General features: G+C 48.0%; 17 protein-coding genes. 4 read left to right on the forward strand and 13 right to left on the reverse strand.

Annotated elements, in window-relative coordinates; translation table 11 throughout:
• Nucleotides 1-7: 7 nt before the first annotated feature.
• From C5O19_RS19380 to C5O19_RS19430, 11 genes are all read right to left on the reverse strand, one after another.
• The gene (locus tag C5O19_RS19380) at nt 8-628 is read right to left on the reverse strand and encodes an alpha/beta hydrolase (RefSeq protein WP_104715040.1); all 621 of its coding nucleotides are present in this window, start codon (nt 626-628) and stop codon (nt 8-10) included.
• A 3-nt stretch (nt 629-631) separates the two neighbouring features.
• Entirely contained in the window at nt 632-1,570 is a 939-nt protein-coding gene (locus C5O19_RS19385; RefSeq protein ID WP_104715041.1) for a ring-cleaving dioxygenase, read from the reverse strand.
• A gap of 80 nt (nt 1,571-1,650) precedes the next feature.
• Complete coding sequence (gene rpiA, locus C5O19_RS19390) at nt 1,651-2,328, reverse strand: ribose-5-phosphate isomerase RpiA (protein ID WP_104715042.1); 678 nt, start codon at nt 2,326-2,328, stop codon at nt 1,651-1,653.
• A gap of 58 nt (nt 2,329-2,386) precedes the next feature.
• The gene (locus C5O19_RS19395) at nt 2,387-2,809 is read right to left on the reverse strand and encodes a hypothetical protein (protein WP_104715043.1); all 423 of its coding nucleotides are present in this window, start codon (nt 2,807-2,809) and stop codon (nt 2,387-2,389) included.
• Between the two features lie 118 nt (nt 2,810-2,927).
• Complete coding sequence (locus tag C5O19_RS19400; RefSeq protein WP_104715044.1) at nt 2,928-3,128, reverse strand: hypothetical protein; 201 nt, start codon at nt 3,126-3,128, stop codon at nt 2,928-2,930.
• Nucleotides 3,129-3,183: 55 nt separating this feature from the next.
• Nucleotides 3,184-4,086: a serine hydrolase gene (locus C5O19_RS19405; protein WP_104715188.1), complete on the reverse strand. Its 903-nt coding sequence runs from the start codon at nt 4,084-4,086 to the stop codon at nt 3,184-3,186.
• Between the two features lie 43 nt (nt 4,087-4,129).
• On the reverse strand, nt 4,130-5,449 hold the full coding sequence (locus C5O19_RS19410; RefSeq protein ID WP_104715045.1) for a vanadium-dependent haloperoxidase: 1,320 nt from the start codon (nt 5,447-5,449) through the stop codon (nt 4,130-4,132).
• Nucleotides 5,446-8,811, reverse strand: a complete 3,366-nt coding sequence (locus tag C5O19_RS19415; RefSeq protein WP_104715046.1) for a VCBS repeat-containing protein — start codon at nt 8,809-8,811, stop codon at nt 5,446-5,448. Before C5O19_RS19415 ends, C5O19_RS19410 begins: the two co-directional genes overlap by 4 nt.
• Nucleotides 8,812-8,971: 160 nt before the next feature.
• Entirely contained in the window at nt 8,972-10,303 is a 1,332-nt protein-coding gene (locus C5O19_RS19420) for a c-type cytochrome (RefSeq protein WP_207766472.1), read from the reverse strand.
• Nucleotides 10,304-10,393: 90 nt separating this feature from the next.
• Entirely contained in the window at nt 10,394-12,103 is a 1,710-nt protein-coding gene (locus tag C5O19_RS19425; protein WP_104715047.1) for a SusD/RagB family nutrient-binding outer membrane lipoprotein, read from the reverse strand.
• Nucleotides 12,104-12,136: 33 nt separating this feature from the next.
• Entirely contained in the window at nt 12,137-15,445 is a 3,309-nt protein-coding gene (locus C5O19_RS19430) for a SusC/RagA family TonB-linked outer membrane protein (RefSeq protein WP_104715048.1), read from the reverse strand.
• Nucleotides 15,446-15,668: 223 nt separating this feature from the next.
• Between C5O19_RS19430 and C5O19_RS19435 the strand changes: the two genes are divergently transcribed.
• Nucleotides 15,669-16,871: an ROK family transcriptional regulator gene (locus C5O19_RS19435; protein ID WP_104715049.1), complete on the forward strand. Its 1,203-nt coding sequence runs from the start codon at nt 15,669-15,671 to the stop codon at nt 16,869-16,871.
• Nucleotides 16,872-16,873: 2 nt separating this feature from the next.
• Nucleotides 16,874-17,374, forward strand: a complete 501-nt coding sequence (locus C5O19_RS19440; protein ID WP_165796074.1) for a thioredoxin-like domain-containing protein — start codon at nt 16,874-16,876, stop codon at nt 17,372-17,374.
• Between the two features lie 76 nt (nt 17,375-17,450).
• Here C5O19_RS19440 and C5O19_RS19445 read toward each other — a convergent pair whose 3' ends face one another.
• Complete coding sequence (locus C5O19_RS19445; protein ID WP_104715051.1) at nt 17,451-18,485, reverse strand: OmpA family protein; 1,035 nt, start codon at nt 18,483-18,485, stop codon at nt 17,451-17,453.
• 593 nt (nt 18,486-19,078) lie between these two features.
• On the opposite strand from C5O19_RS19445, the gene C5O19_RS19450 reads away from it, so the two are divergent.
• The gene (locus C5O19_RS19450; protein ID WP_104715052.1) at nt 19,079-21,733 is read left to right on the forward strand and encodes an outer membrane beta-barrel protein; all 2,655 of its coding nucleotides are present in this window, start codon (nt 19,079-19,081) and stop codon (nt 21,731-21,733) included.
• A 46-nt stretch (nt 21,734-21,779) separates the two neighbouring features.
• Here the strand turns inward: C5O19_RS19450 and C5O19_RS19455 are convergent, their stop codons facing one another.
• Nucleotides 21,780-23,075, reverse strand: coding sequence for a hypothetical protein (locus tag C5O19_RS19455; protein ID WP_104715053.1), 1,296 nt, complete (start codon nt 23,073-23,075; stop codon nt 21,780-21,782).
• Between the two features lie 329 nt (nt 23,076-23,404).
• Here C5O19_RS19455 and C5O19_RS19460 point away from each other — a divergent pair, with 329 nt between their 5' ends.
• Nucleotides 23,405-24,505 (forward strand): LamG domain-containing protein, encoded by a 1,101-nt coding sequence (locus tag C5O19_RS19460; RefSeq protein ID WP_133163401.1) that lies wholly within the window; start codon nt 23,405-23,407, stop codon nt 24,503-24,505.
• The last annotated feature ends 38 nt before the right edge of the window (nt 24,506-24,543 follow it).

A 24,543-nucleotide genomic window follows, 5' to 3' on the forward strand; every position in this document is an offset into this window, starting at 1 on the left:
GTAGGTATTAGAGAATGTGTTGATTGACTAAATTGATTTCATCGGGTGAAATGGTGTGCATGCGGCCCGGATAAATACGGGAGGTAACCGAGGCATTCAAATCTTCCAAAATCGAAACGCTTTCTTCCACCCGCGAAACGGGTACGTGTGGGTCGGGATTGCCCGTGGAGATGAATACCGGCGTACCGGCAAAATCACCCTGATAGTTATCCGTTGCCAGTGTTTCGCCAATGAGGCCTCCCGTTAGTGCAATGATGCCGCCGTAACGTTTGGCGTGGCGGGCCGTATATTCCAGCGTCAGACAGGCTCCCTGCGAAAACCCCAGAAAGTAGATGTTTTCCGTAGTAATACCCGCCTCAACCAAATCATTAACCACCTGATCGATCGAATCCAGTGCCGAATCCAGGGCGGGTTGATTTTCTTCTACCGGGGCCAGAAAACTGTAGGGATACCAGCTATGCCGCGTGGCTTGCGGAGCGTAAATGGCCATCCCGTCGAGGTGGAGGTGGCGACTAAGGGAAGCGATATCTTCCGCCGAACCACCCCGACCGTGAATCATGATGATTGCTTTTTTGGCTTCCTGGATGGGCGTGCCGCTGGTGAAAACTTGTTTTTGATGCGTATACATGGCTTAGTGTAATTGAGGAAGTACGTGTTCAAGTTCAGAACGGAAAGGCTCGTATTGAGCGGGCAGTTTAAGACCCATACCCAGTTCGGCCACCGTTTCGTCGGTAGCAAAGCCGGGATTGTCAGTAGCGAGTTCGAACAATACACCGCCCGGTTCGCGGAAATACAGCGAGTAAAAGTAGTTACGGTCAATTTTCTCCGTAATCTGATGGCCCGCCTCGATAATTTTCTTCCGGAATGCCATCAAAATCTCCTCGTTGCTCACCCGGAAGGCCACGTGATGGACCGAACCACCCGCCGTATAGCCGGATTTTTCGCCGGGAATTTCCAGCAAGTCGACAATCGCTGCGTTGGGTACAGCCGCCGTTACAAAGCGGTATCGGTTCTGTTCCTGTTCGTGTAACTGGTACCCGAAGAGTTCCGTCAGAATTTTAGCTGTAGCCTGGCTATTCGCCGTCGTAATGGTAATCGCGTGAAAGCCCCGCGTGGCGTAATCCGCCGTCACCTCGGAGGTTTCCCAGGGAGCCCGCAGATCGGGCGTTTTAGCGACGGTCAGTTCCAGTTTCAAGCCATCTGGGTCCAGAACCGTCAGGTACGATTCGCCAAATTTTTCAGCAATCGGACTCTGCGTAACGTGTAGTTTTTCAAAACGTTTTTGCCAGAAGTCCAGACTGCCTTCGGGTACGGAATAAGCGATCTCCGTTACCTGACCCGCTCCCCGGCGTCCACGGGGCACTTTAGTTCCCCAGGGAAAAAACGTTAAGATGGTACCGGGCGTGCCCTGTTCGTCGCCGTAGTAAAAGTGGTAGGTTTCCGGATCGTCGAAATTCACGGTTTTCTTTACCAGTCGTAAACCCAAGGCACGCGTGTAAAAGTCGTAGTTGCGTTGAGCGTCGCCAGCGATGGCCGTAATATGATGCAAACCTTTGATTGATGTTTCCATGTTCTTGTTATTTGATGGATCAAAGGTAGAGCGGACCGTACCCCCAAAACATTGAACTAGGACAAGAAAACGCGGAATGCTCAGCGGAAGCTTTGCGTGGTATCACCCATACCCATGATGACTTCATGAGTCAGGTTAATAAACAGACCATGACCGACGAGTCCTTCAATCGTTTTGAGTTCATGAGCCAGAGCGGCGGGATCATCGATCAATCCAAAATCCGTATCCACGATGTAATTGCCCTGATCGGTCAGGAAAGGTTTATCGCCTGACGTTCGAATCACGCCCTTACCGCCTCGCTGGTTCAGCTGGTTCATCACGTAATGCGAAGCGAAGGGAATCACTTCAATGGGAAGCTTAAACTTGCCTAGTTTCTCTACTTTCTTGGAAGAGTCCGTGATAATGATCTGACGACGCGTGAGCGAGGCAACGATTTTCTCGCGTAACAAGGCTCCACCCCCGCCTTTAATCAACATAAGATCCGTAGTGAATTCATCGGCTCCGTCGATGGTTAGGTCAATGGCTTCCACTTCGTTGATGTCCAGTAAGGGAATGTTTAGCGACTCCGCTAGTTCCTTCGTACGAATCGACGTCGGAACGCCCTGAATCCGTAACCCCTCCTGTACCAGCCGACCAATGGCCTGCACGGCGTGTACAGCTGAGGAGCCCGTTCCTAAACCTACGATCTGATCATTTTGAATATACTGAACGGCCTGCTGGGCGGCAAGTTGTTTTTCTCTATCTAAATTCGGAGTCATAGCATATCGGATTAGGAAAGCAAAGAAAGGCGGCGAGAGGCTATTTCCAAGCAAAAGCTTAGGAGCGAAGTTGAGCATCCATCCAAAGGGCTACACCCAGCACGAGTAGCATTACCATAGAAACCAGTACCTGCGGAGCGGTGAAGAGAAAGGGTTTTTCACCATCATCCCAGGCAGAGGCATTGCGAAAGAGAAGAGAAGGGAAAAACGACAGATAAAAGAGTCCAGGTAAAAATGCCGCCATATAAATGGCCAGTTGGGTGTCGCGTTCGGCAAAGTTTCCGTAGAGCAGAAACAGCGAACCCAAGTTGGCCAGCGTAATGGAAAAGAGCCACAGGGCACTGTGAAACCGGGCATGGGGCAGCCAGTGCGGACTAAATAAATGCGTATACGGTTTTTTGATGGCGTCGAAATACCAGCCACCCAGGGTTAAGGCGATGCCGGAAAAGGCAATTAACCCCTTTACTAAGGCCAAACTCATGCAACTAAAGGTTCGATTAAAGTGAAGCCTTAAACTTACAACGGATTCGTATAGGCTTGTACGTTTAAAAACAAAAAAGGCTGATCGCTAGGATCAGCCTTTTTTATAGGGTGAAGGTTCAGCCCCCCACATACCCTTTGATAACGGTGGTTCCTTTGATAATTTCCGAAGCTGGAATGGATCGAGGCCCGTTTTCCGTTTGGCAAACTACCGTGTTGCCTTCCAGTTGGAGTACTTCCATGGCCTGTCCGTCATTGATGAGTTCGTGGCCTTCTTCGGGTTTATGAATGACCTGATCGCCAATTTGTAGTGTTTCCATACGAGTATTCACATCGGTTTAGCCTACAGGCATAAAAACGTGGGCCAGGGCTTAGTTACCAGTTTTTGGAATCCGGCACCCAGGTCGAACGGGGATTGTAATACTTCCAGAGAAGGACGGAAATCTTTCGCGTCAGCGTCCAGGCCTCGTTACTGGCTTCCCAGCTTTGATCCTGATTATTCTTGGTGAAAATGGCACAAACGTAAGGGTGCGGTCCGGCCACGTAGAATACTTCACTCCGGCTTTGGTTGACGCAGCCGTGTTTATCCGCTACAAATACGTCCGGAGGAATTTGCGATAAGGCGTACTGATCCCAGTACTGACGACCCAGCAGGCGAAGCATTTTCTCACTGGTGGACGGGCTAATGATTTTTCGTTCGGAAATAGCCGTAAACAGGCGGGCCATTTCCCGGGGCGTTGTTTGTCCCCAGCCGTATTGATTGCGAATGGCTTCGCGACCCGGCGTACGACTATTGACCCGCGTCACCTCATAGCCCAGACTATCCAGTAGCTGATTGATTCGCAGCCCACCACCCGCTAGCCCCTGTAACCACAAACTGGCTGTATTATCGCTGGTGCTAAGCATGAGTAAGAGCAGGCGACTGATTTCGATTTTCTCCCCCGTTTTCATCGCATTGACCAGATCGGCTTCGTCGCTGGCTTTGTAGCGGAGGGAATCCGTCAACGTTACTGACTGGTGATAGTCCAGCTGCCCCCGCTGGATCTTATCCATGATGCCCAGTAAAATAGGAACCTTTACGATACTGGCCGTTGGAAAAATCGTATCGGCCCGAATGGCTACTACGGAATGGGTTTTCAGGTCTTCTACGTAAATTCCCAGATCCCCATGAAAGTCCTTTACCAGCGTCTCAAGTTGTTTTTGCAGACGGGTATCCGTTTTCTGGGCCTGGGCGAAACTCGTAGTTAAAAAGAGAAGAAATAGGAAAAGTCTAGACATGAAAGAATAGAATTTGATTAGCCAATGAATCAGCAAAGTACTGCTATTTTTTCCACTTTACTTTCCGCAATACGGCCTGTCCCACTGCCAGGCCCTGCTTTTGACCATTTTCGATGGCTTCCCGGTAATGAATACCGCCGTAGAGGCGACTAATCGCCGCTTCCTGAGCCGCCTGGGTGAAGGAGGCGAAATGACGTACGGGTAAACCGTACGGAACTTCCGTACTGTCATGAAAAGCTATCTGGGGTCCAAAGACCTGGTTTAGGATCACGGCAGCGGCGGAAGAAATAACGCTGTGCCCACTGGGGTATTCGGGAAAGGGCGGCGTTTGCAAAATCGGTTTCCAACTTTCGTTGATGTGAGCGTTGATGTACGTTTCGGGCCGAATGACATGGTATACATACTTATCCTGCCAGCAAGTGATGAAGCCGTCGAACATAGCGAGAGCGGTCAGTACGTAAGCCGCACTGGTGTGATACAGATCCGCGTTTCGCTGACGAGCCACCTGACCGACAATGGACATCCAGTGACCATTGGGCGAAAGCTTCTTACTGCCAAAATTCATGTGACCCTGCGTGTGCAAAAAAAAGGGGTTACAGTCCCAGTAATTGGCAATGAGTCGTTGCTCTTCGGTCAAATTCAGGCCCAATTGTAATACTTCCTGAGCGGAACGGTAAAAAGCACTTTCGGGAGAAATACTATAGGCCGGAGGTGCCGACAAGTGGTACTGTGAAGACGAATCCAGAACCATCGGTTTAATGCGGCCCCAGTACGGCTCCACGGCGGGCAGATACCCCGGCGGTGTAGGCAACCACGAACCTTCTTTTTTGAGCGGGGTATACCGACGAAGGGAACGCGTCTGCTTGTACTGATCCGTACCCGCCCAGGCCATAATTTGCTGAGCCATTTGCTGACCCATCACTTTCGAGGCTCGGATTTCCTCCGTAGTATAACCCTGTTGCTGTGCCTGTTTCCAGAGTAAAGCGGCTTCCTCTTCCAGAGCCTGTTCCGAAAAAACCAGACTTCGTCCTACCACCAGTAAAGCTTCTGTCGCAGCTAGTCCGGCCTGGGCATGAGACGTTTTTTGAATCGGACTCAGTGAAAGCCCCCGTAATTGGCCCGTCATTGACTGATAGGCTGTAGGCTTAAATTGGATCAGCGTTTCGTAGGCGGCCACGTGAGCGTATACGTAAATACGCGAAGCCACGGGGGGCGAGAAAATATCACTGACGATTACTCGTGTCAGAGCATCCTGAGCCCGGTGGAAAAGACCACGTTCGAAGGCTTCACGCGTATCTTTACCGAAACTTTGCTGACCTAATATACTGCTCAGAAATACTAAAATTAAACGTATATTTTTCATCGTTCGTAGCCAAGAAGGGAACCGTCATTGACGGTGAAATACAAGCGTTGTTGACCCGTAGACGTCGGGACGAGTAAGCCCTGCCGTACGTCGCCGCCGAGCCATAAACCCGACTCCCGCGGGGGAACAGCCCGAAACTGACCTTTTCCATCGTCCTGAAGAATAAGCCCAAAACTGGCGTCGCAGGGGCCGTGCTGCACCCGGTACGGCGAAAAGTTACCGGCCAAAAGAATATCCGGTTTGCCATCTTTATTCCAGTCGGCCAGTAACATAGTACTCACGCGGGAGAACTGGGCTTCCACAGGAAAAGGAGTAAAACGAAAGGTGCCGTTTTCGTTAAAGAAAATACCAGAAGACATTTCCCGGGCTTCTACCACTTTCGCCTGGGATAAAGCTGCTTTACTGAATAAATTTTCAACCGTAGCATCGGCGTACTGATGGTACCGGGTGAATTTTTTTCGCAAGGGTACTACCTGATCCAGTAACTCATCGCGGGAGGCGGCCGGGTACGATTTTCCCTGTACGTAATACGTCCAGATCGGGTCAATGATGCCGTCACCATCAATATCCCCGGCCACGACTCGCATGGGCTGTTCGGGGCGGGGTTGGAAAAGCGTATTCCGACCCGCATTTCCGGCCAGAATGTCCAAATCACCGTCACCTTCCAGGTCCGCCAGTTGTAAGGAAGCCCAGCACCCAGTACTCGCCGTGAGGCCCAGCGATTCCGTTTGATTTTGTAAGGTCCCGTTTTTCTGAAGGAGTATACTGACGGGCATCCAGTCCCCGGCCAGAACCAGATCCGGTTGCCGATCGCCATTTACATCACCCCAGGCCGCCGCCTGTACCATGCCGATTTGCCTACAGGCGGGAGCTATGGCGTCCGTTACATCAGTAAAACGAGGTGTACCTCCTTTGGGCGTATCGTTACGTAGCAGATAACTGGACGAGGCGAAAGGGAAGCTCCCAGCTTTACCCCGACCACCCACAAATACGTCGAGGTCGCCGTCGCCATCCATATCCGCTACGGCCAGGGCCATTTTGCTATCCCGCATGATGGGCAGTACCCCCGCCGGGGCCCGGCTGAAATTGCCTTTTCCGTCATTAAGGTAGAGTCGATCCTGGTACTCGGGCGAGGCGGATTCGTACTCATTTCCACCGCTAACGATGTACAAATCCAAGTCTGAATCCTGGTCGGCGTCAAAGAAAATGGCATTTACATCTTCGCTGGCGGCATCGGATCGCCAGGGTTGGGACGTTGCCCGTACGAAACTGCCATTGGCCTGTTGTAACCAAAGCTCTCCGCTTTGATCCACGGCTCCGCCCAGAAAAAGGTCCTCAAGTCCATCGCCGTTCACATCCCCTTTCGTCATCGCCGGACCCAGCCGCGAAAGTTGGTAGGGAATGAGTACTTCAACTTTAAAATCGACAAAGTCATTTTCGCGGTGTTTGTAAGGGAGCAGCGTAGCCGTACGAAGCGGACGGAACCAGGGTTGAGCCCCGGGCTGCGGTTGAGGTAATGCTCTCTCCGTATCCTTTTCGTCAATTACTAGGAGCTGATCGGCTTTCGGATTACGAAGTGTACTGGTTTTGCCGTTGGGCCAATATATGGTCAGTCTGGTTATCTGACTTTCGTCACCCAGACCAAAATGAAGAATCGTTTCAACGGAAGCCTGGTATCCCCGAACGGGCGAAACCATCTGTAACTGCTTGCCGGTCTTAGTTTCCAGAATGACCTTCGCTCCCAGAGCTTGCGTATTGCCGGATTCGCCCTTGAGGCGTACGCGGAGGTAGTGCTTGGGCTGCGTGTTAGTTTGGTTTTGGTACAGAGAAACCGGTTCGTTTTGATGACAGATGACCAAGTCCAGATCGCCATCACCGTCGAAATCGGCGTAAGCACTGGCACCGGATACGGCGGGTGTTGTCAGGCCCCAAGCCTGAGATTGATCGGTAAACGTTAAATCATGGTTATTTCGAAAAATGTAGTTAATCAGTCGATTAGAGGGCATTTGTTTGACCAAATCCAGGGTCTGAAAATTTAGATTGCCACGAGCCGCTTCCTTAAGTTTGGTTTCGGCAACGGTGTACTTCATAAAATCCATATCCGTAAAATCCCGGAGATAACCATTCGAAATGAACAGGTCTTTCCAGCCGTCATTGTCAAAATCAGCCAGTAAGGCTGACCAGCTCCAGTCGGTGGCAGCCACGCCCGAAAGCTGACCGATTTCACTGAATTGCAATTGGCCCCGCGGATCAGTACCCTGGTTCAGTTGCAGCATGTTACGCATTTGCTGACGGACGTAACCGCTGTCAATCAGTAGTTTATAGGTGTCGTATTCGTCGGCTCCTTTCAGCATTTTCTGCCGATGATTGTCCGCCGGTAACATGTCCAGTGTTACAACATCTGGTAGCGTATCGTTATTGAAATCCGCCAGATCGCAGCCCATCGAGAACTTCGATGTATGGGCCATACTGGAACGAATCGTTTCTTTAAAACCCGTATGTTTTCCTGAGGCGTCGTGCTGATTGATGTACAGGCAGTCCTGTTCGGTATAGTCGCTGGTGGTGTACAAATCGGGCCATCCGTCGTTATTCAGGTCACTCACACCCACGCCCAGTCCAAAATTGATGGGATTGTTCAGAATACCTTCGCCCAGCGTTAAGTCGGTAAAACGGCCGTCCTCATTACGAAGCAGTAAATTTCCGAATCGTTTGTCGGGCGTATTACGCAGTTGCCGCGTATTAAGCAGCGGATTGAAGGTATGGTTGGAGTGATTAAGAATGAAGACATCAAGATCGCCGTCGCGGTCGTAATCAAAGAAAGCCGCCTGAGTCGTTTGGGTGCCGGGTAAATCCAGTCCGTATTTTTTAGCCTGCTCGGTGAAATGAGGGACACCATCTTTGAGACCTTCATTGATAAATAGTTCGTTCACCAGTTGCTCCGGCCCAAATTTCCCGGAATGGCAGACGTAAATATCGGGTCGCCCATCGGCGTTGATGTCCACTATACTGACGCCGGTTCCCCAGGTACCATTTCCGGCTACCCCCGCCTGTGCGGTGATGTCGCTAAATTTCCAGTTGCCCCGGTTCAGGTACAATCTATGAGCTACGGTATTGCCGGAGAAAAACAAGTCAGGTAATCCATCACCGTCGAAATCGCCTACGCCTACGCCATTGCCATTGTAGAGGTATTCGTAGCGGAAAATGTGCAGGGAATCCGTTTCCCGGATTTCATTGGTAAAGGTTACGCCAGACTGATTAGCTGGGATTTTCACAAATAATAGTGGAGGCGTACCGTGGAAAGCCAGCCAAAGAGGCAGGGCCATTCCGATCAGAAGGCCCAGCCCTAACTTGGAAGGGTTCATACGATTAGTCAAGGAGGGTTAAAATGAAGCAGTTTTAGGTTTAACGAGCGTATAGAATTTCTGCAGGGTATAAAAACTGGTAACAAAGAATAGAATGCCTGAACGTACCAGAACCATAGCCCCGCATGTTCGATTGAAACCAAAGGATTCACGGTTGGAATCAATCAAACGCAAGGTTTTCGTCGCCGGGCTCGTAGGTGATGTACACCAGAATGAGCGTCATCATTTCCTGATCACTTCGCATGTTTCCATCGGAAGTAATGAGTTTGGCAGGTTTAAAGGGGTTCATCGGATTTTCATCCGTGTTATCGTATTTTCCAATGACGTGTACCGTTGATCCGGTGGGAACAATGACCGGTTTTTTGTAACGATACAATTCCTGCCAGCGAAAGTCCCACTGCGGAATGTGGACCAGTGGCAGGGTATCGCCTTCGGCCTTGGTGGCATACGCCGTAAATTCTTTGCCGATCTGGTGCATGTGGGGCCAGGCGTACAGCAGCGTAATGGGCTTGTTGCGGTAGGCAACTTTCAGACTACAGGTTTTCACATCGCCCCCAAACAGGAACAGGGGCGGGGTGATCTCCTTTTCACCAATTCCTCCCGAACCCAGACTAATCACGTTGACGGTACGACGAATTGGCTCTTTTTTGAAGAAGAAATTCACGCCACTAACGGTTTCTTCGTCTCTACTCGTCGGAGCGAAGTGGACAGTTAACAAAACGACGCCACGTTTGGGCATGACCCAGCCCATGCCTTTCGGATAACTTTCGGGAGAGGCTCCGGGAATCCAGCCGCCGTAATAGGTCATTTTCTTTTTGTAGGGCATCCATTCCTGGTACCGCCAGGAATCGGCTGAATTTAAATCGACCTGCTCAATGCTTTGGGTCAGGCTAATGGCGGGGTCTTCTACCGGGTGGATGGCGAAGTTGGCGTGGTGAATGACTTTCTTATTAGAAGAAGTAAATTCCAGGGCTTCCACATTCATTGCCTCCGCTAGTTCGAAGGGAATTTTAAACACCATGAACCGTTCCACGCCGTCGCCTTTTTGCAGAAAAGGTTTGGGCATCGAGAGCGTCAGATCAGGAACGCGATGATACGCCGTGCCGGCCTGCGTTCGTTTTTGCAGGGCTGTTTCCGCTTCCGTGTTCACTTTGCCCTTCGGCATGTCATTGTCAATCCAGTCGGTAATCGTTTTAATCTGTTCAGGCGTCAGACTACGTTTGTTGGCAAAATCAACATAATGATCATCCGCCCGCCAGGGAGGCATATAACCCGAGTTAATGACTTTTCGGATGAACTTGGAACGTTTGCTAACGTCTTCGTACGAAATCAGTGAGAAAGGAGCCGCCTCGCCGGGACGGTGGCAGACGGCACAATTGGTGTGAATGAGGGGTTGTACGTCGCGGTAGAAAGTAGCTTTTTGAGCGAAACCCGCCCGTGTTCCGAGCAAAGTCCAGGCTACGATTAAACCGTATACTAGGTAAGCTTTCATACGTAATGGTAAAAAAACAACCCACCGAACCGATCGGTGGGTTGGGTTCCTAAATTAACAATAATCAGGAAAGTATACAAATCGAATCGCTTACGGACGATCCCACCAAACGCGGCCCGTAGCATCCTGAGGGTCAGTTCCAAAACCGGGGAGTTTGGCCATCTCATCATAAGCAGCCTTCCGGTTGGTGTAATTGGGCTCCGTTGGAGCGGGCAATCCCAGCGGTGCCCGGCGGGGTACCGTTAGCGTAGCTCCGTTAGAAATCAGAGCGGGCAGAGCCAGGGTTGAATTTGCATTCGGGAATCCCGTACGTTTCCAGGTAGCCCATCCTTCGCTTGGTTGACGCAGGAAGTGGATATATTCCTGACTAGCAATCAAATCCATCGCTTTAGCCGAGGAGAATGCTACTTTGGGATGAGCCAGATACGCTGCTTTTTCGGCAGTCGTCATTGCCGTATAGTCCGTTACTAATGCGTTTTGAGCTAAAACGTCATACCATTCTAAAGAAGCCATAACGCCCGATTCATACCACGTTTTTGCGTTCTCAGCTGTTATTGTTTGAGCCGCTAACTCAGCCCGCATAAAGCAAAAATCAGCGTATGTAATGACGGGGAAGTAGTTACGACCCGTACCAACGGTACCATTAACTGAATATGAAGCCTGAAACAACCGGGGTTGGATGTACGAAAGAGTATCAACTGCCGTACGATTTCCGTTAACGGTTACAAAGCGAGGCGTGTAAAAACGCTGAACGTTTTGTTGAGTCTGAGCTGCATCAGGACTAGTAAAGCTACCGACGTAACGCCGAGCGGGTTCTTTAGTACCTGCAGGTAATTGGCTAGGATTGGAGGCAATTAATAAGTCAATATTTGCCTGTGAATAGTTGTTTTTAGTAAAGAAAGCATCCAGACGTGGATCTTGGGTATCCCACATAAAATCGACCACAGGTTTAGAGGCCCGAAGCCCTGCAGGGTTCCAGTTTCCTCCACTGGTAAAGGAAGCCGCCGCAACGAATACCCAGCCATCTGCGTTGCTACTCATGAGATCTTCAACGGGCGAGGCGAGCACTTCCTGTACAATTGTTCGCATTTTGGCAGCATCTACTTTAGCCATCCGCATGGCAATTTTGAGGCGTAGTGCATTCGCTGCTTTCACCCATTTTTTTGCGTCGCCACCATAGTACTGATCTAAGTTACCCAGCGTAATTTGAGGAGAGGACGGGGTAGTTTTTAAAACTGAGATCGCTTCCTTTAACTCCTCATCAAGTGTATTGAATAGGGTCTGCTGCGTATCGTATTTGGGAGTTAAGGTTCCACCGTAACGACCCTGAATAGCTTCTGAGTAAGGAATGCTACCGTAAATGTCACTCACGTAAAAAGCATAATAGGCTTTAATAACGCGACCCATGCGAATCAGATGTACGTATCGAGCCTGCTCTTCAGCCGGCATTTTTTCTATCTGCTTTTCTATATCGGTCACTGCATTGCCGACGGTCGTGTATAGGGCACCATAACGATTGGCAAAGTTATCGTAAACCTGAGTAAAGTTCTGACCGTTTCCATTTAAGCCCGTTGAGTACTGCATCCACGGCATGATCCGCTGATAATTGTCATAGAAGGCTTCAAAATCACGGTCATGAACGCCAATGATTGCATTCAGGAGCTGATTAGCAGGCGGCACTTCCGTCAGAGCTTCAGGATCAGTGTTGAAATCAACGAATGATTGATCCTTACAACCCGTCATGAATAACGTAGTTGCCAGTAATATGCCTGAGACGTATTTTTTATAGGGAGTAATCATGTTAGTTATGTCAAGAATAATCTAGTCCTCAAATTATAGTCCTACGTTTACCGATACGCCGATATTACGACTGAAAGGTAATCCACCGTATTCGGCAAACTCGCCTGCCCGGTTACTCAAAAGACCTTGCGGGTTAATACCATCTTTAGCGGTTCGGTACAGGTAGCCCAGGTTACGACCTACAATACTCACCCGCAGCGATTGAACTTTGATTCGATTCAACAATGAAGACGGAACATCGTATCCGATGGAGGCTTCGCGTACAGCAACCCAAGAGTTTTCAAATACGGAATATTCCCGAATACCGGAACCCCAGTTAGAAAGGTTATCATAGTAAGCGTATGCAGGAATTGGTTTAAGATAGCCTTTTTCGACAGCCTCCTGATAAGTCATACCACCTAAATCTACTTGGGTTCCATCAATGGTCGCTTTTACGCCAGCAGCGAGTACGCCTTCGGGAATAATTCCATCATTACGTTGTACGCCTTGATTGTCGGTAAAAGCAATACCGCCGTGTTCGGCATCACGACCAAACAAGCTGTTCTTAAAGCTACCGAAAGCAGAGCCGTACGCATGGGTAGATGACGCCATCACACCCCCAATTTTGGAATCCAGCTGAAGCGTAGCTGAGAAGTTTTTGTACCGGAAGTTATTGACGTTGCTTAATAGGAAGTTCTCCATCATAGTCCCTAACTCTTTCGATCCCTGACCGGCAGCAGTACTACGCAAGTAGGTAAGGTACCCTCCAGTAGTTCCACTGGCAGCACCGATCAATTTACGTCCCTGTGGATCCCGAGCATAAGCGTAAGCAGAAACAATAGTTCCATAGTCACCCCCAGCTTTAGCTACCGAACGGACGTCGTTACCAAAAGCAAGGCTCAACTCATAGGTATCAATACCATCGGCCAGTTCAAGGATTTTATTCCGGTTACGGCTAAAGTTAAACGAAGTCGTCCACTGGAAATTATTGCCTTTGATGGGAGTACCACTCAAAATAAATTCAACCCCACGGTTTAGAATTCGACCCGCATTTACCACTCGCGAAGTAGCTCCTGATTCCTGAGCAACGGGTAGTGTGAAGATTTCATTGGTAGTCAGCTTATTATAAACGGCAACATCCAGACTTAAACGATTGTTGAAAAAGCGTACATCAGCTCCTAATTCCCATTCCCGAGCTAAACGGTTTTTAATATTCCGATTCGGTAAAATGTTATCGCTAAATCCGTACCGCTGAATCTGATATCTTTCACCTTGTGCATTCACACCTGTAAAGATGGAACCGGCTGAATAGAAACCGTCCCGGTTGAGCTTCCAGGGCTCAAAATCACCCCCTGTAAAACCATAACTGGCCCGAAGTTTACCAAATGAAAGCGTACTAGCCAGGCTTTTAAAGCTCTGCGTGAAATCCCAAGATGCTCCCAGGGAAGGATAGAAGTACCCTTTCTCACCCGTTCCATCTGCGTATTTTAGCGTTGATGAAAATTCCTGACGTGCCGTGAAGTTTACAAATAATTGGTCTTTGAATGATACATCGCCGTACGTATAAATAGCATCTTTACGGCTAGATGGCGTCAAACGACGGTTAATGTCGGCTACTACAGGGTCAACGGAGTTAGTTAAGGCAAATTGACCTGGTACCCGAAGGCCACCATTCGTACTGATTCGGTAATCCCGGCCGCCGAGGAAGCGGTTGGTTTCACCCCCTGCTGATAAGTTCAGGTGTACGCTTGAGCTAAGATCACGATTTAAGGTAACTACTCCTTGGATGCGGGATTGATTATTGGCCAGTGAGTATTGCGAGTATTCTCCATTAAAGCCAGCGTTATCTCCCTCGTATTTATTTTCAGTAGCATATAATTCGTTCTGAATGTTCGCCCGTAATAGACCCGTCAGCCATGGCGTAAAATTCATATTCAAATCGATATTACCACGGAAAATACGCTCATTACGACTGGTATTATAGTGGAACGTTTGCCAAAGGAACGGAGAAATGTTATACGGATCAGCGGCGTTGATTTTACGGCCACCCGTTGGAGATTCGTAGTTGTTTACCCAGTAGTCAATATCAAAACTCCGCGGACGACCATACACGAAACGGAATACGGGGTTGAATGTACCGCCCTGACGAATGGGATTTAAGTTATCGTTGATGGTATAATCCGCCGAAACGTCCAGATTGAACAATTTACCTAATTTCTGCGTAGCCCGAACGTTGAAGTTATTCCGCTTCATTTCAGCACCGGCTGGCATGATCGTCGTATTGTACAAATTAGAATACGAAACCCGGAATGAACCCCGATCATTTGCTCCTTCTACGGACAAGTTGTTATTGATAAATTTACCCGTCTGGAAAAAGTCAAGCGGGTTATTGGCTACCCAGGGAACCATACGACCATCCAGGTCACGTACCATACGGCCATCCAATTTCGGACCGAAAGAATACGGCCAGCTACTGCTGTTATTGACAACTTGGTCTACGCCATCTGCTCCTTTAGCAAAATTAGGAGAGATGCCAGCACCGTATTCGTTCTGCACGTCTACGAAACGGTAGGCAGTTTCAAGAGAAGTCGTATGGTTAAAGTTTACACCAAGACCTTTTTGTTGGCGACCTTGTTTAGTCGTGATAATCACCACGCCATTTAAAGCATCCGAACCGTATAAGGCACTGGCCGCAGCCCCTTTTAGAACCGACATAGACTCTACGTTGTCGGCGTTGAAGTTTTTCATAATGTTACCGAAATCCTGAGAGGCTCCCCAAGAATCGGCTCCCGTCGTAGTCGGACGCACTAAGACTCCATCAATTACGAACAAAGGCTGGGTATTCGGGTTAAGCGAAGCATTACCCCGAATCCGGATACGGGAAGAGGACATCGGTCCACCGGAACCCTGATCGATTTGTACCCCGGCCACTTTACCCTGTAAAGCATTCACTAGGTTAGCCGAGTTAGCACGTTCCAGATCCGTACCTTTTACTTCCTGAGCAGCGTAGGAAAGTTTACGAGCTTCCTGCTTTACCCCGAAGCCGGTTACCACAACTTCCGTCAGGGCTTTCGCGTCTTCCTGAAGGGTAATGGTAATTTCAGATTGGTTGGCAATAGACACTTCCTGACGCAAATATCCGATCGCCGAAATGACGAGCGTAGGATTGGCCTGGTTCAGGCTTAGACGGAATTTACCATCTACGTCGGTGGTCGTACCAGTCGTGGTTCCTTTGACTACCACGGAGGCACCCGGAACGGCAGCACCTTTGTCATCTTTGACGGTACCGGTCAAACTTCCTGTCTGAGCCCATGCCGCCAGGCTGGTTGTAAACAGGAAAATGAAGAGTAGTAATTGTTTCATGAACAATGGTTAAAAAATGAATGAAACGTAATTCTGTCCTATGCCATAGATTCTATGGCAATTGGTCTTGCAATGATAATAGATGAAAAGCATTTTAGTACTTTACTTAAATAAATAATTTAAAAACTATTTGTAATATATATATAATAAATATAACATATTAAATATGTAGAGTTTTTTTTACATAAATGGTCTATACTTAAGTAATTAAGTGCTGTCAACTATGTTTGAAGAAGAAGTTCAGGATGCCTCCGTCGTGGTTTATAAGAAGAAGCGACGGCTTCAGCAGGCCCTTTGGTTAATTTACCAGCAAGGGGTTTGTACGCTCTCGCAATTAGCTAAAGGGGTCCATACCAGTGTACCCTCCGTTACTGAATTAGTAGAACAATTAATCCAGGAAAACTGGATTCAAACCGTAGGAACCGTAACGGGTAATAATGGCCGGCGACCTACGGCGTATAGTCTGAACCCTGACTTTCATCGGGTGGTAGTACTTGACATCAATACGCATGGACTTAGTCTGCTGGTTATTGATACCAGACACGAAGTAGTATTCAAGCATGAGGCTCCTGTTCCGCTCGAAAATTCTGAAAGCTATTTAGAGACGCTGAAGTCTTTCGTGATGGAAACGTTTGCCATTATTCCTTTTCCGGAAGGAACGGTAATGGCTATTGGCATCGCAATGCCGGGCCTCATTGATGAACAAACGGGCAAGAATCTAACCTATCCCAAGCTTAACATCACGGGTGTATCATTCAAGGAATGGATTAAACATCAGTTTTCTCTTCCGGTGTTTCTGATTAATGATACGAAGGCTACCGTTCTGGGGGAAAGTCGTTTTGGAAGGGGGCAGGGGAGCCGGCATATGTTTTCACTGAACATCGACTGGGGAGTAGGTCTGGGTATTGTGCTAAACGGAGAAGTATTTCAGGGAGCTTCTGGCTTTGCCGGTGAGCTGGGGCATATCCAAGTGGAAGCGGACGGTCAACGTTGTTACTGTGGAAAAATTGGTTGCCTCGATACCATCACCTCGGCACCTTCGGTTGTGCGTAGAATTCAGAAGCTAATGAAGCAGAACGACGCGTATCCTGAACAGGAAATAGCAGGGTTAACGATTGATCGCGTACTGGAGCTGGCCCACTGGCAGGATCCCTTAGTGAGTCAGGTGATGTACGATACCGGCTTTCAATTGGGCAAAGGGCTGGCTACCGCCATTACCATTCTCAATCCCGAAATAATTATCATCGACGGCATTCTTGCTCAAGCGGGTGAGTTAATTACAAAGCCAATACAAGAAGCCATCGAAACCTATTGCATGGGAGCTTTCCTAGATAAAATCCGAGTGGAAGTCACCAGGCTTGACGGCAATGCTAAATGGATGGGCACACATGCTTACGTCATGGAAAATATTTTAAATCTCTTGTAGAAATGTACGTCTGGGTACTTCATTTTTTTATACTGTGGCTGGGGCCTTCCAACGCCCAGCCGCCCGCCGGTAAATTGCGGGTGCTGCTCTTTACCGATACGGAATGCCCGATTTGTCAGAAAATAACGCCGCGGGTTCAGAAGCTAGCCGATGAATACCAGGGCAGTGTTTCGTTCGAGCTCATTTATCCAACGGCTCAGCTTAAGGAATCTCAGGTCAAGGCTTTTCAACACGAATACAAGCTCAGCTTACCGCATCGGCTTGATCCTAAGCATCAATTTGTACGTCGCTATAAAGTGACCACAACACCCGAAGTAGTACTTCTTTCGGCTACTGATCAGGTATTATATCAGGGAAGTATTGACGATCAATTCTACAAACTGGGTTCGTACCGAACCGCTCCGCAACGGCACTATTTAAAAGAAGCACTCGAGTACAGCCTGCAGGGCAAACCTGTACCACTTGCCTATACCAAAGCAGTAGGCTGTTTGATTAACGATTAGCTAGTTTTGAAAAAAGTACCAGGCCTTTCTAACGCCAAGGAGGGGCATAAAGCCCCTCCCCGAATCCTTCTTGCCTCTACTCGTTTATTTTCACTAGTTCTACGCGTCGATTCTTTGCTCTATTTTCTTCTGAATCATTCGGTACCAAAGGTTTTTGGGCTCCGTATCCGACGGCTTTCAATCGGGATTGGTCAGTACCGGCTGCGATTAATTCCTTAAGTACGGTTTTAACCCGATCTTCCGATAACTTTTTATTGTGATCGGCATTGCCGGTATCATCCGTGTGACCTTCAATGCTGATTTTGAGTCCTTTATCACTTTTCAGTACCTTTTCGATTTCCTGTACTGCTTCTTGGCCTTCGGGCTTCAACGTAGCTTTATCGACATCAAAGTTGATGTAGAGGACCGCTTTCCCTTTTTCAGCCAACTGGCTTTGGATTTGATCGGCTTTCAACAGAGTGATGGTTTGCTTAAAAGCTTCCTTTTGCAGGATATTGAGTTTACCGGAAGCACTGTTTCCGCTGAGCTGGATGTAGATGTCGCCACCATCTGCTCGGTGAATGACATATACTTTTATGTTTTCGCCATCATACCCAATCGAGCCATCCTCACCTAAGTAGGAAGCCTGATTATGGTAACGTTCGTACTCGGCCTTCGTAATTTCGCCATCGAAGATCTTGACGCCACCCACTTTGGTAATCGCATCGTCATAGCTTTTTTCAAAATAGGGCTGTGACCACTCTTCGGTACTACCCGGCTTTGTGACGATGTAGCTCTTCCATACTTTTCCTTCTAGCGGAGTCATAACGCCGTTGATAGCAAAAAATAGCTTATCATAACTTCGCTGTACAGGTTTATTTTGTTCGACTAAGCCCTTAGGAAGACTGAAAAAGGGAAAGGCTTCGAGCGGATGGGTAGATACCGGAATGGTATTAATATCAAAAGGTTGGGAAGCCTCTGCCTGGGGAATCTCCGTTTTTTGTTCCGCTTCAGTGGATTGTGCGGTATCCTTCGCTTTTTGATCTTCTTTGCTGGCATTTTGGCAAGAGGTGCTTGCCAGAACAAAACAAAAGCAAGCCAGTGTAAGCAGTGATTTGAAGGGTCTAATCATAGTCAATGGTACGTTTAACGTATGTTAGTGAATTTAAGAAAGGGTGAGAATGTCGGCAGCGTTGAATTAAATAGTCCGACAGCCGAATTTTTTTAATGGCTGTAAATTGGTCATTACTTAATTATGAACGCAAACGTAAGCTGATCTACGGCAAATAGGGAAGGTGTTCTGCCAATAATATGGACAGACGGTTCATGAGACAGGCATGCAGAGTCCATGTTTTGAAGGTTTAGGATAAGACCTGATGGATACAAATCGTTGCTTTTTCTGAATACTGATTCATTTTTACAGGAAATGTCAAACGGTTTTATAGGATTTTCTTTCTTTGAAACATAGCCGGACTCACGGCTCTCTATTTAATAAAATAAAGACAAACGGCTTCTCCCTAAGACGTAAGGTATCTGTACCCGCGTGACCCTAAGCCTATTTACTTAAAGAAAGTGGATAGTTACTTTTGATTCGGTAAGCTTGAACTAGGAAAATTTACTTAGTTAGCCATTTAAATCAAGGCATGAAAATTCCTGTATTCAATCAAAAGCATTTACCATCTTTGTCAAAGGTTGGCAACGTGTAGAAAGTTTATTTGGTAAACCATGCGACTGCTTTTTGTTTTGGGATTGATCTGTGGAGCTTGGCAATGGGCGAGTGGACAGGTGCAGATCAAGGGTCAAATTCAGGACTCTACCAGTCACGCGGTTTTATCGGATGCCAGTATCACTTTGTTTTCTTTTCCTGATTCGGTACTAATCAAAGGAACCCGTAGTAACGAGTCCGGTCAATTTCTTTTACCAGCCGTTGCTAAAGGCCGCTATTGGCTCATCGTTACGTACGTTGGTTATCAGATGCGTAGTATTTCGCTGCGGGTATCCAACTCAACCCATCAACTCGACCCCATCCGTTTACAAGCCAACGCCCGCGATTTGGCGGAGGTAGTCATTCGGCGGCAACTTCCACCCGTGACGGTCAAAAAAGATACGATCGAATACAACCCACAAGCCTTTCAGACGGAACCTAGTGCCGTCGTTGAAAAACTTCTTAGTAAACTGCCCGGCATCACGGTTGATAAAGAGGGTAATATCAAAGCACAAGGGCGGGAGGTCGCTCAAATTTTAGTGGATGGGAAACCTTTTTTTGACGGTGATCCTAAAATGGCTACGAAAAATCTTCCCGTTGATCTGGTGGAGAAAATTCAGCTGATTGATCAGAAATCGGACAAGACTCAACTTTCCGGAATGGATGATGGTACCCGGAATAAGACCATCAATATCGTTACTAAGAAAGACCGTAGAAAAGGACTTTTCGGCGATCAGGAACTAAGCGGTGGTCCGGATCAGAGCGGAGGTACCCCCCGTTATTCGGCCCGGCTGAATCTGAACCGTTTTCAGGAGGCCAAACAGATTTCCGTCATCGCTCAAATCAATAATACGAATAATGGTCCCGGCAGTAGTAGTTCCATCAACCGAACGCTACTCGGTGGTTTGAACTATCAAGATCGTTGGGGTAAACGTACGAATTTGGGCCTGAGCTATCGCGGTAATCGCGTTAAGTCCCGTAATGAGCAACAAAGCCTGCGAACCTACGCCTTACCCGATACGTCTTATCTTTTGCGTGAATCAAGTCGGTCTGACGCCGAAAACGGGAGCCATACGCTGAACATGCATTTTAATCAGGAAATAGACTCGTTGACGAGTTTGCGCGTGTATGCATCGTTTTTGCTCCAGCAATCCCGTAACCGTTCCGACCGCTATTCACAAACCTTTCCAAGGGGTACCGATTTCACAAATCCGATCAATGAGAGTCGCACAGAGAATACGAGCGACGGTACCGGAATCAGCGGTTCAACGAATGTCAGTTTGAACCGGAATTTTCTAAAAAAGGGAAGAAATTTGCTGGTAAACTATACTTTTTTTCTGAATCGGCAGCAGAATAGCGGGCTCACTCGATCGGTCAATGAATATTTTGGCAAACGACAGAATTTAGTAGTGAACCAGCAAAATGAACAGTTGACACGGTCGACTCGCCATCAGATCAATGCCGCATTCAGTGAGCCGCTTTCGCAAGCGAACCGGCTTGAATTTCATTATCAGTTTCAGAGTAACCCGGGAGTTTCCAATCGGGAAGTACGCGATTTTAACGAAACGAGTCAGCAGTACGATCGGCGGAACGACTCGCTTTCCAATCGCTTTCGGTCCAGTTACCCCAGCCACGCAGCGGGTTTGCTCTTTCAGCGAAATCAAGGGAAAAATTTGTTTAATCTTGGCTTAGACGTACAGCGAGCTCAGTTGAAGAGTATCTCCCTGAACCGGACCATTAGCAAGGAGTTCATTAGTCTGTTGCCCGTTGCGATGATGAGCATCAACCTGAAAAACGATCGTTACTTTCGGGTTAATTACCAGGGTCAAACCCAGGCTCCGAGTGTAGATCAATTACAGCCCGTCGCCAACAATACGAATCCTTTATTGATTCAACGGGGTAATCCTAATCTGAGGCAAGAGTTTACGCATTCACTTAACTTCAATTACAATGCCTTCAATCCTACGACCTTCGAAAATTTCTTTCTGAATGTCAATGCTAATCAGGTAACGAACAAGATTGTGGAGTCCGTACATTTTGATCAACAGGGCGTTCAAACCACGTTGCCTATTAATACCAATGGACATTATTTGTTGTCAGGTAATGTAAACTACGGCCGGCAGCTTCAAGGACTGAAACTACACCTCAGTACGGGCTCATCGCTTACGTACAATCGGAGCCTTACCTTCGTTAACGATCAGATCAACCAGTTGAATACCGTGATGATAAGTCCGGAGCTTCAGCTCAACTCATCGTTCGAGCAGCAACTTGGCTACAACCTTCGATCGACGCTTACGTATCAGGCAGCCCGCTACTCCCTGCAAAGTCAGCGAAATACCTCCTTTGTGAATACTTCCATTTCAGGGACTTTCTACTACGAATGGAATTTTCACCTCCGGTTTAGTACCGATGCAACCTACCAGAGTTACGGTGGCAATACGGCCGGTCCCGCTCAGCGATACACCCTTTGGAATGTTGCTTTAAGTCAAAAGTTTTTGAAAAAGCAACAGGCGGAGATCCAATGGTCCGTTTTTGATTTGCTCAAGCAGAATACCAACGTCAGCCGAAATGTTACGGAGTTGTACACCGAGGAACGACAAAACCGAGTTTTATCGCGGTACTTTCTGGTAAGCTGCATTTACCACTTCCGCGACTTTGGGGGCGGCACTCACTAATTTAAAACAGTCTCTGCTTGCAAAGAGCAAGGTTGAAAAGGAATGATTATTTGTTGAAATCTTCCTTAAAAACTACGGTACCGTCAAGCTGAGAAAACCGCACAAAATCCACAGATCCCGTTCCTGCAAATTCATAACCAACCCCGACAATACCTTTCCCTTCACTAGGTAAGTCAGTCTCGTAGACTTTTTGACCCGCTACAAATACGCTGGCGTGTCGCTGCCGTACTTCGCAACGAACATCGACCCATTGGGAGAGATCGGCTCCCAGTCCGGATAAATCGGTATGAGTAGCATCCACCGTATGTCCCGCCAGCTCCAGTGACAAGTCGCCAACGCAACCTTTCGCCGACAGCGGTATGGCGAAATACTCGTTCTTGCACAAAATCATGATTTCTAGCCGTTGACAAATGGCAGAACCCTGTTGGTAGTCACTCTTGACCCGCGTTTCGAATCGAAAATGATCACTACGAAGCCCCTCCAATTCCTTTACGTATCGGTATTGAACTGTAGGGGGCACCGGCTGCATAGAAATCGATTGCTGCTGAATGCGTGCTACGGGTAAGCTCAAGCGACCTGATTTTATGAGCGGCTCTGCCTTAAAATACACCGGAACGGGTTCCTGCAGTACAGCTACATGCCAACCTTGGGACGGGATAAGCAGATCTTGTTCTCGTACTATTTGATCCCCAACGATCAGTTTGGCCCGAAAGTAGCCCGGCTGATAGTAAAGGGCTGTGTGTACGTGGCCGTTTTTGGGAACCCGCTGACGCCGACTCGGATCCCAGGATTGCTGGATAAAAACGGAATCGGTAGGGGAGGCTTCGGCGTGGTAGTGAAATAATACTGAATTGGGAATGCCTGTAGCCACGTACGTACTACTGAACGAAAAATCAGCAGAGGAAAGCAGTTGTTGTTTTGTATCTCGTAGGAAGAATGCACCTGTGCCAAGCAAACCTACGAATGCCCCTGCTATGATGAACCATCCTGTACTGAACCAAACGTACCGATTGCTCTTAGCTTTCAGCGAATCAATCCTGGGTGAAGGGACTTCGGAAGATAGGGACTTTGTGGTGCTTTTAAAGTGTTGCCAACTGGTATAGCCTATAAACCTGGCCAAGGTGTTCAACGTTGTCGCCGTTGGTGCCGAATCATACTTCACCCTTCCCCATACCCGCTTGAGCGTAGTCACACTCAAGGATACGGCTGTTTTGTCAGCGATCTCTTCACTGAGTCGTTCGAAATCCTGCGTGGACCAGCTTTCGGCAGAACCCCAGTCTACGTTTTCTTCGATTAACTGTCGGCACCGGGCTAGCCATTCTCTTTCCTGGTCAATTCTCATAGACTGCGTACCTGAACGTTTTTGAACGGCACTTGAACAAGTTTGAATGGCTTGTTTTTCCTTTCCAATTCAATTTCGTACCGCATAAATATAAAAACAATACCTAATGAAGGGCTGGCTTTCTTCATCATCAACTGGGATTACGGAGTTCGGTTATTCATCCTATCCAGTTAAGAAGTTTACGTAGCAAGCCTCTGGTTAAGACTCGTACTTGGATAGACAAGGTCCGATTAATGAAGAGTGACAGCAGCCAGCTAGCCCATCAGGAACTTTCCGGGCAGAGTAGGGTAGTCAATGCATTTTTAATAAACCAAACCTGATCTAACCTGATGAAATTACGAATGCTTCTTTTAGGGGTATGCTTTGTCGTTACCAATGCATGGGCCCAAACAACCGTTCCTTTTGATACAACCCATTGGATGTTTGCCGGGAAAATAGCCCATGAAACCTACCGTGGACAGGCGTGTATCGAGCTTACCGAAGGCAATGTGTACCTGAAAGACAGTACGTTTAAAAACGGCATTATTGAATTTGATATGGCTCTATCGCAACATCGTTACTTTCCTGGTTTTGGGTTTCGGGTACAGGATCAGAACAACTTTGAACTAGTTTATCTACGTCCCCACCAACTGGGTAATCCCGATGCCATTCAATATACACCCGTCTTCAAGGGCGAGGGAGCCTGGCAATTGTACTACGGCGATGGCTATTCTACCGCCGTTACGTATCCTTTCAAGGAGTGGGTGCCCATTAAATTGATCGTTCAGGGTTCAACGGCGGAGGTGTACCTGGCAAATGCAACCAAACCGGATTTGATTATTCATGCTCTAAAACAACAAGGAACAGCAGGACGAATTAGTCTGACTAACGAATCCACCACTTCGGTCCGGTTTGCCAATTTTCGTTACACCAAAAGTGAGACGGCTCCCTTGAGAGGTCCATTCAAACCTCAAGCTTCTCCGACTCCGGGTACCGTGTTAACCTGGCAAGTTTCGAGTCCTTTCGCTGAGAAACACCTAAATAATCGCTATGATCTTCCCCCCGAATTAACACGTCGATTAAGCTGGCAAACGATGGCTTGCGAGCCGTCGGGACTAATCAACGTATCCCGCCTGCATCCGCTGGATAGCATGACTAATACTGTTTTTGCGAAAGTGACCTTGATCGCGGACCAGGCTCAAATTAAGAAGTTTCAATTTGGATTTAGTGACCGGGTCAAGGTGTATCTCAACGGGCAATTGATATACGGTGGTCAGGACGTGTTTCTCTCCCGTGATTACCGGTTTCTGGGTACGATCGGCTATTTTGATGAGCTTTACCTGAGGTTGAAAAAAGGCACGAACGAACTCTGGCTGGCTATCGCCGAAGACTTTGGGGGCTGGGGACTAAAAGGGTTAATTCCTGATCCAACGGGGCTGAAAGTAAAATGAAAGTAGGGTTCACCGTATGATTTTTGGGTAAATCAGTT

It is taken from the genome of Siphonobacter curvatus (assembly GCF_002943425.1).
In the GTDB taxonomy this organism is placed as follows: Bacteria; Bacteroidota; Bacteroidia; order Cytophagales; family Spirosomataceae; genus Siphonobacter; species Siphonobacter curvatus.

What these genes read in the sequence shown, in the direction of transcription:
- C5O19_RS19380 (WP_104715040.1), bottom strand. Translation starts at nt 628, where the DNA reads ATGTATACGCATCAAAAACAAGTTTTCACCAGCGGCACGCCCATCCAG.
- C5O19_RS19385 (WP_104715041.1), bottom strand. Translation starts at nt 1,570, where the DNA reads ATGGAAACATCAATCAAAGGTTTGCATCATATTACGGCCATCGCTGGC.
- rpiA (WP_104715042.1), bottom strand. Translation starts at nt 2,328, where the DNA reads ATGACTCCGAATTTAGATAGAGAAAAACAACTTGCCGCCCAGCAGGCC.
- C5O19_RS19395 (WP_104715043.1), bottom strand. Translation starts at nt 2,809, where the DNA reads ATGAGTTTGGCCTTAGTAAAGGGGTTAATTGCCTTTTCCGGCATCGCC.
- C5O19_RS19400 (WP_104715044.1), bottom strand. Translation starts at nt 3,128, where the DNA reads ATGGAAACACTACAAATTGGCGATCAGGTCATTCATAAACCCGAAGAA.
- C5O19_RS19405 (WP_104715188.1), bottom strand. Translation starts at nt 4,086, where the DNA reads ATGTCTAGACTTTTCCTATTTCTTCTCTTTTTAACTACGAGTTTCGCC.
- C5O19_RS19410 (WP_104715045.1), bottom strand. Translation starts at nt 5,449, where the DNA reads ATGAAAAATATACGTTTAATTTTAGTATTTCTGAGCAGTATATTAGGT.
- C5O19_RS19415 (WP_104715046.1), bottom strand. Translation starts at nt 8,811, where the DNA reads ATGAACCCTTCCAAGTTAGGGCTGGGCCTTCTGATCGGAATGGCCCTG.
- C5O19_RS19420 (WP_207766472.1), bottom strand. Translation starts at nt 10,303, where the DNA reads ATGAAAGCTTACCTAGTATACGGTTTAATCGTAGCCTGGACTTTGCTC.
- C5O19_RS19425 (WP_104715047.1), bottom strand. Translation starts at nt 12,103, where the DNA reads ATGATTACTCCCTATAAAAAATACGTCTCAGGCATATTACTGGCAACT.
- C5O19_RS19430 (WP_104715048.1), bottom strand. Translation starts at nt 15,445, where the DNA reads ATGAAACAATTACTACTCTTCATTTTCCTGTTTACAACCAGCCTGGCG.
- C5O19_RS19435 (WP_104715049.1), top strand. Translation starts at nt 15,669, where the DNA reads ATGTTTGAAGAAGAAGTTCAGGATGCCTCCGTCGTGGTTTATAAGAAG.
- C5O19_RS19440 (WP_165796074.1), top strand. Translation starts at nt 16,874, where the DNA reads ATGTACGTCTGGGTACTTCATTTTTTTATACTGTGGCTGGGGCCTTCC.
- C5O19_RS19445 (WP_104715051.1), bottom strand. Translation starts at nt 18,485, where the DNA reads ATGATTAGACCCTTCAAATCACTGCTTACACTGGCTTGCTTTTGTTTT.
- C5O19_RS19450 (WP_104715052.1), top strand. Translation starts at nt 19,079, where the DNA reads ATGCGACTGCTTTTTGTTTTGGGATTGATCTGTGGAGCTTGGCAATGG.
- C5O19_RS19455 (WP_104715053.1), bottom strand. Translation starts at nt 23,075, where the DNA reads ATGAGAATTGACCAGGAAAGAGAATGGCTAGCCCGGTGCCGACAGTTA.
- C5O19_RS19460 (WP_133163401.1), top strand. Translation starts at nt 23,405, where the DNA reads ATGAAATTACGAATGCTTCTTTTAGGGGTATGCTTTGTCGTTACCAAT.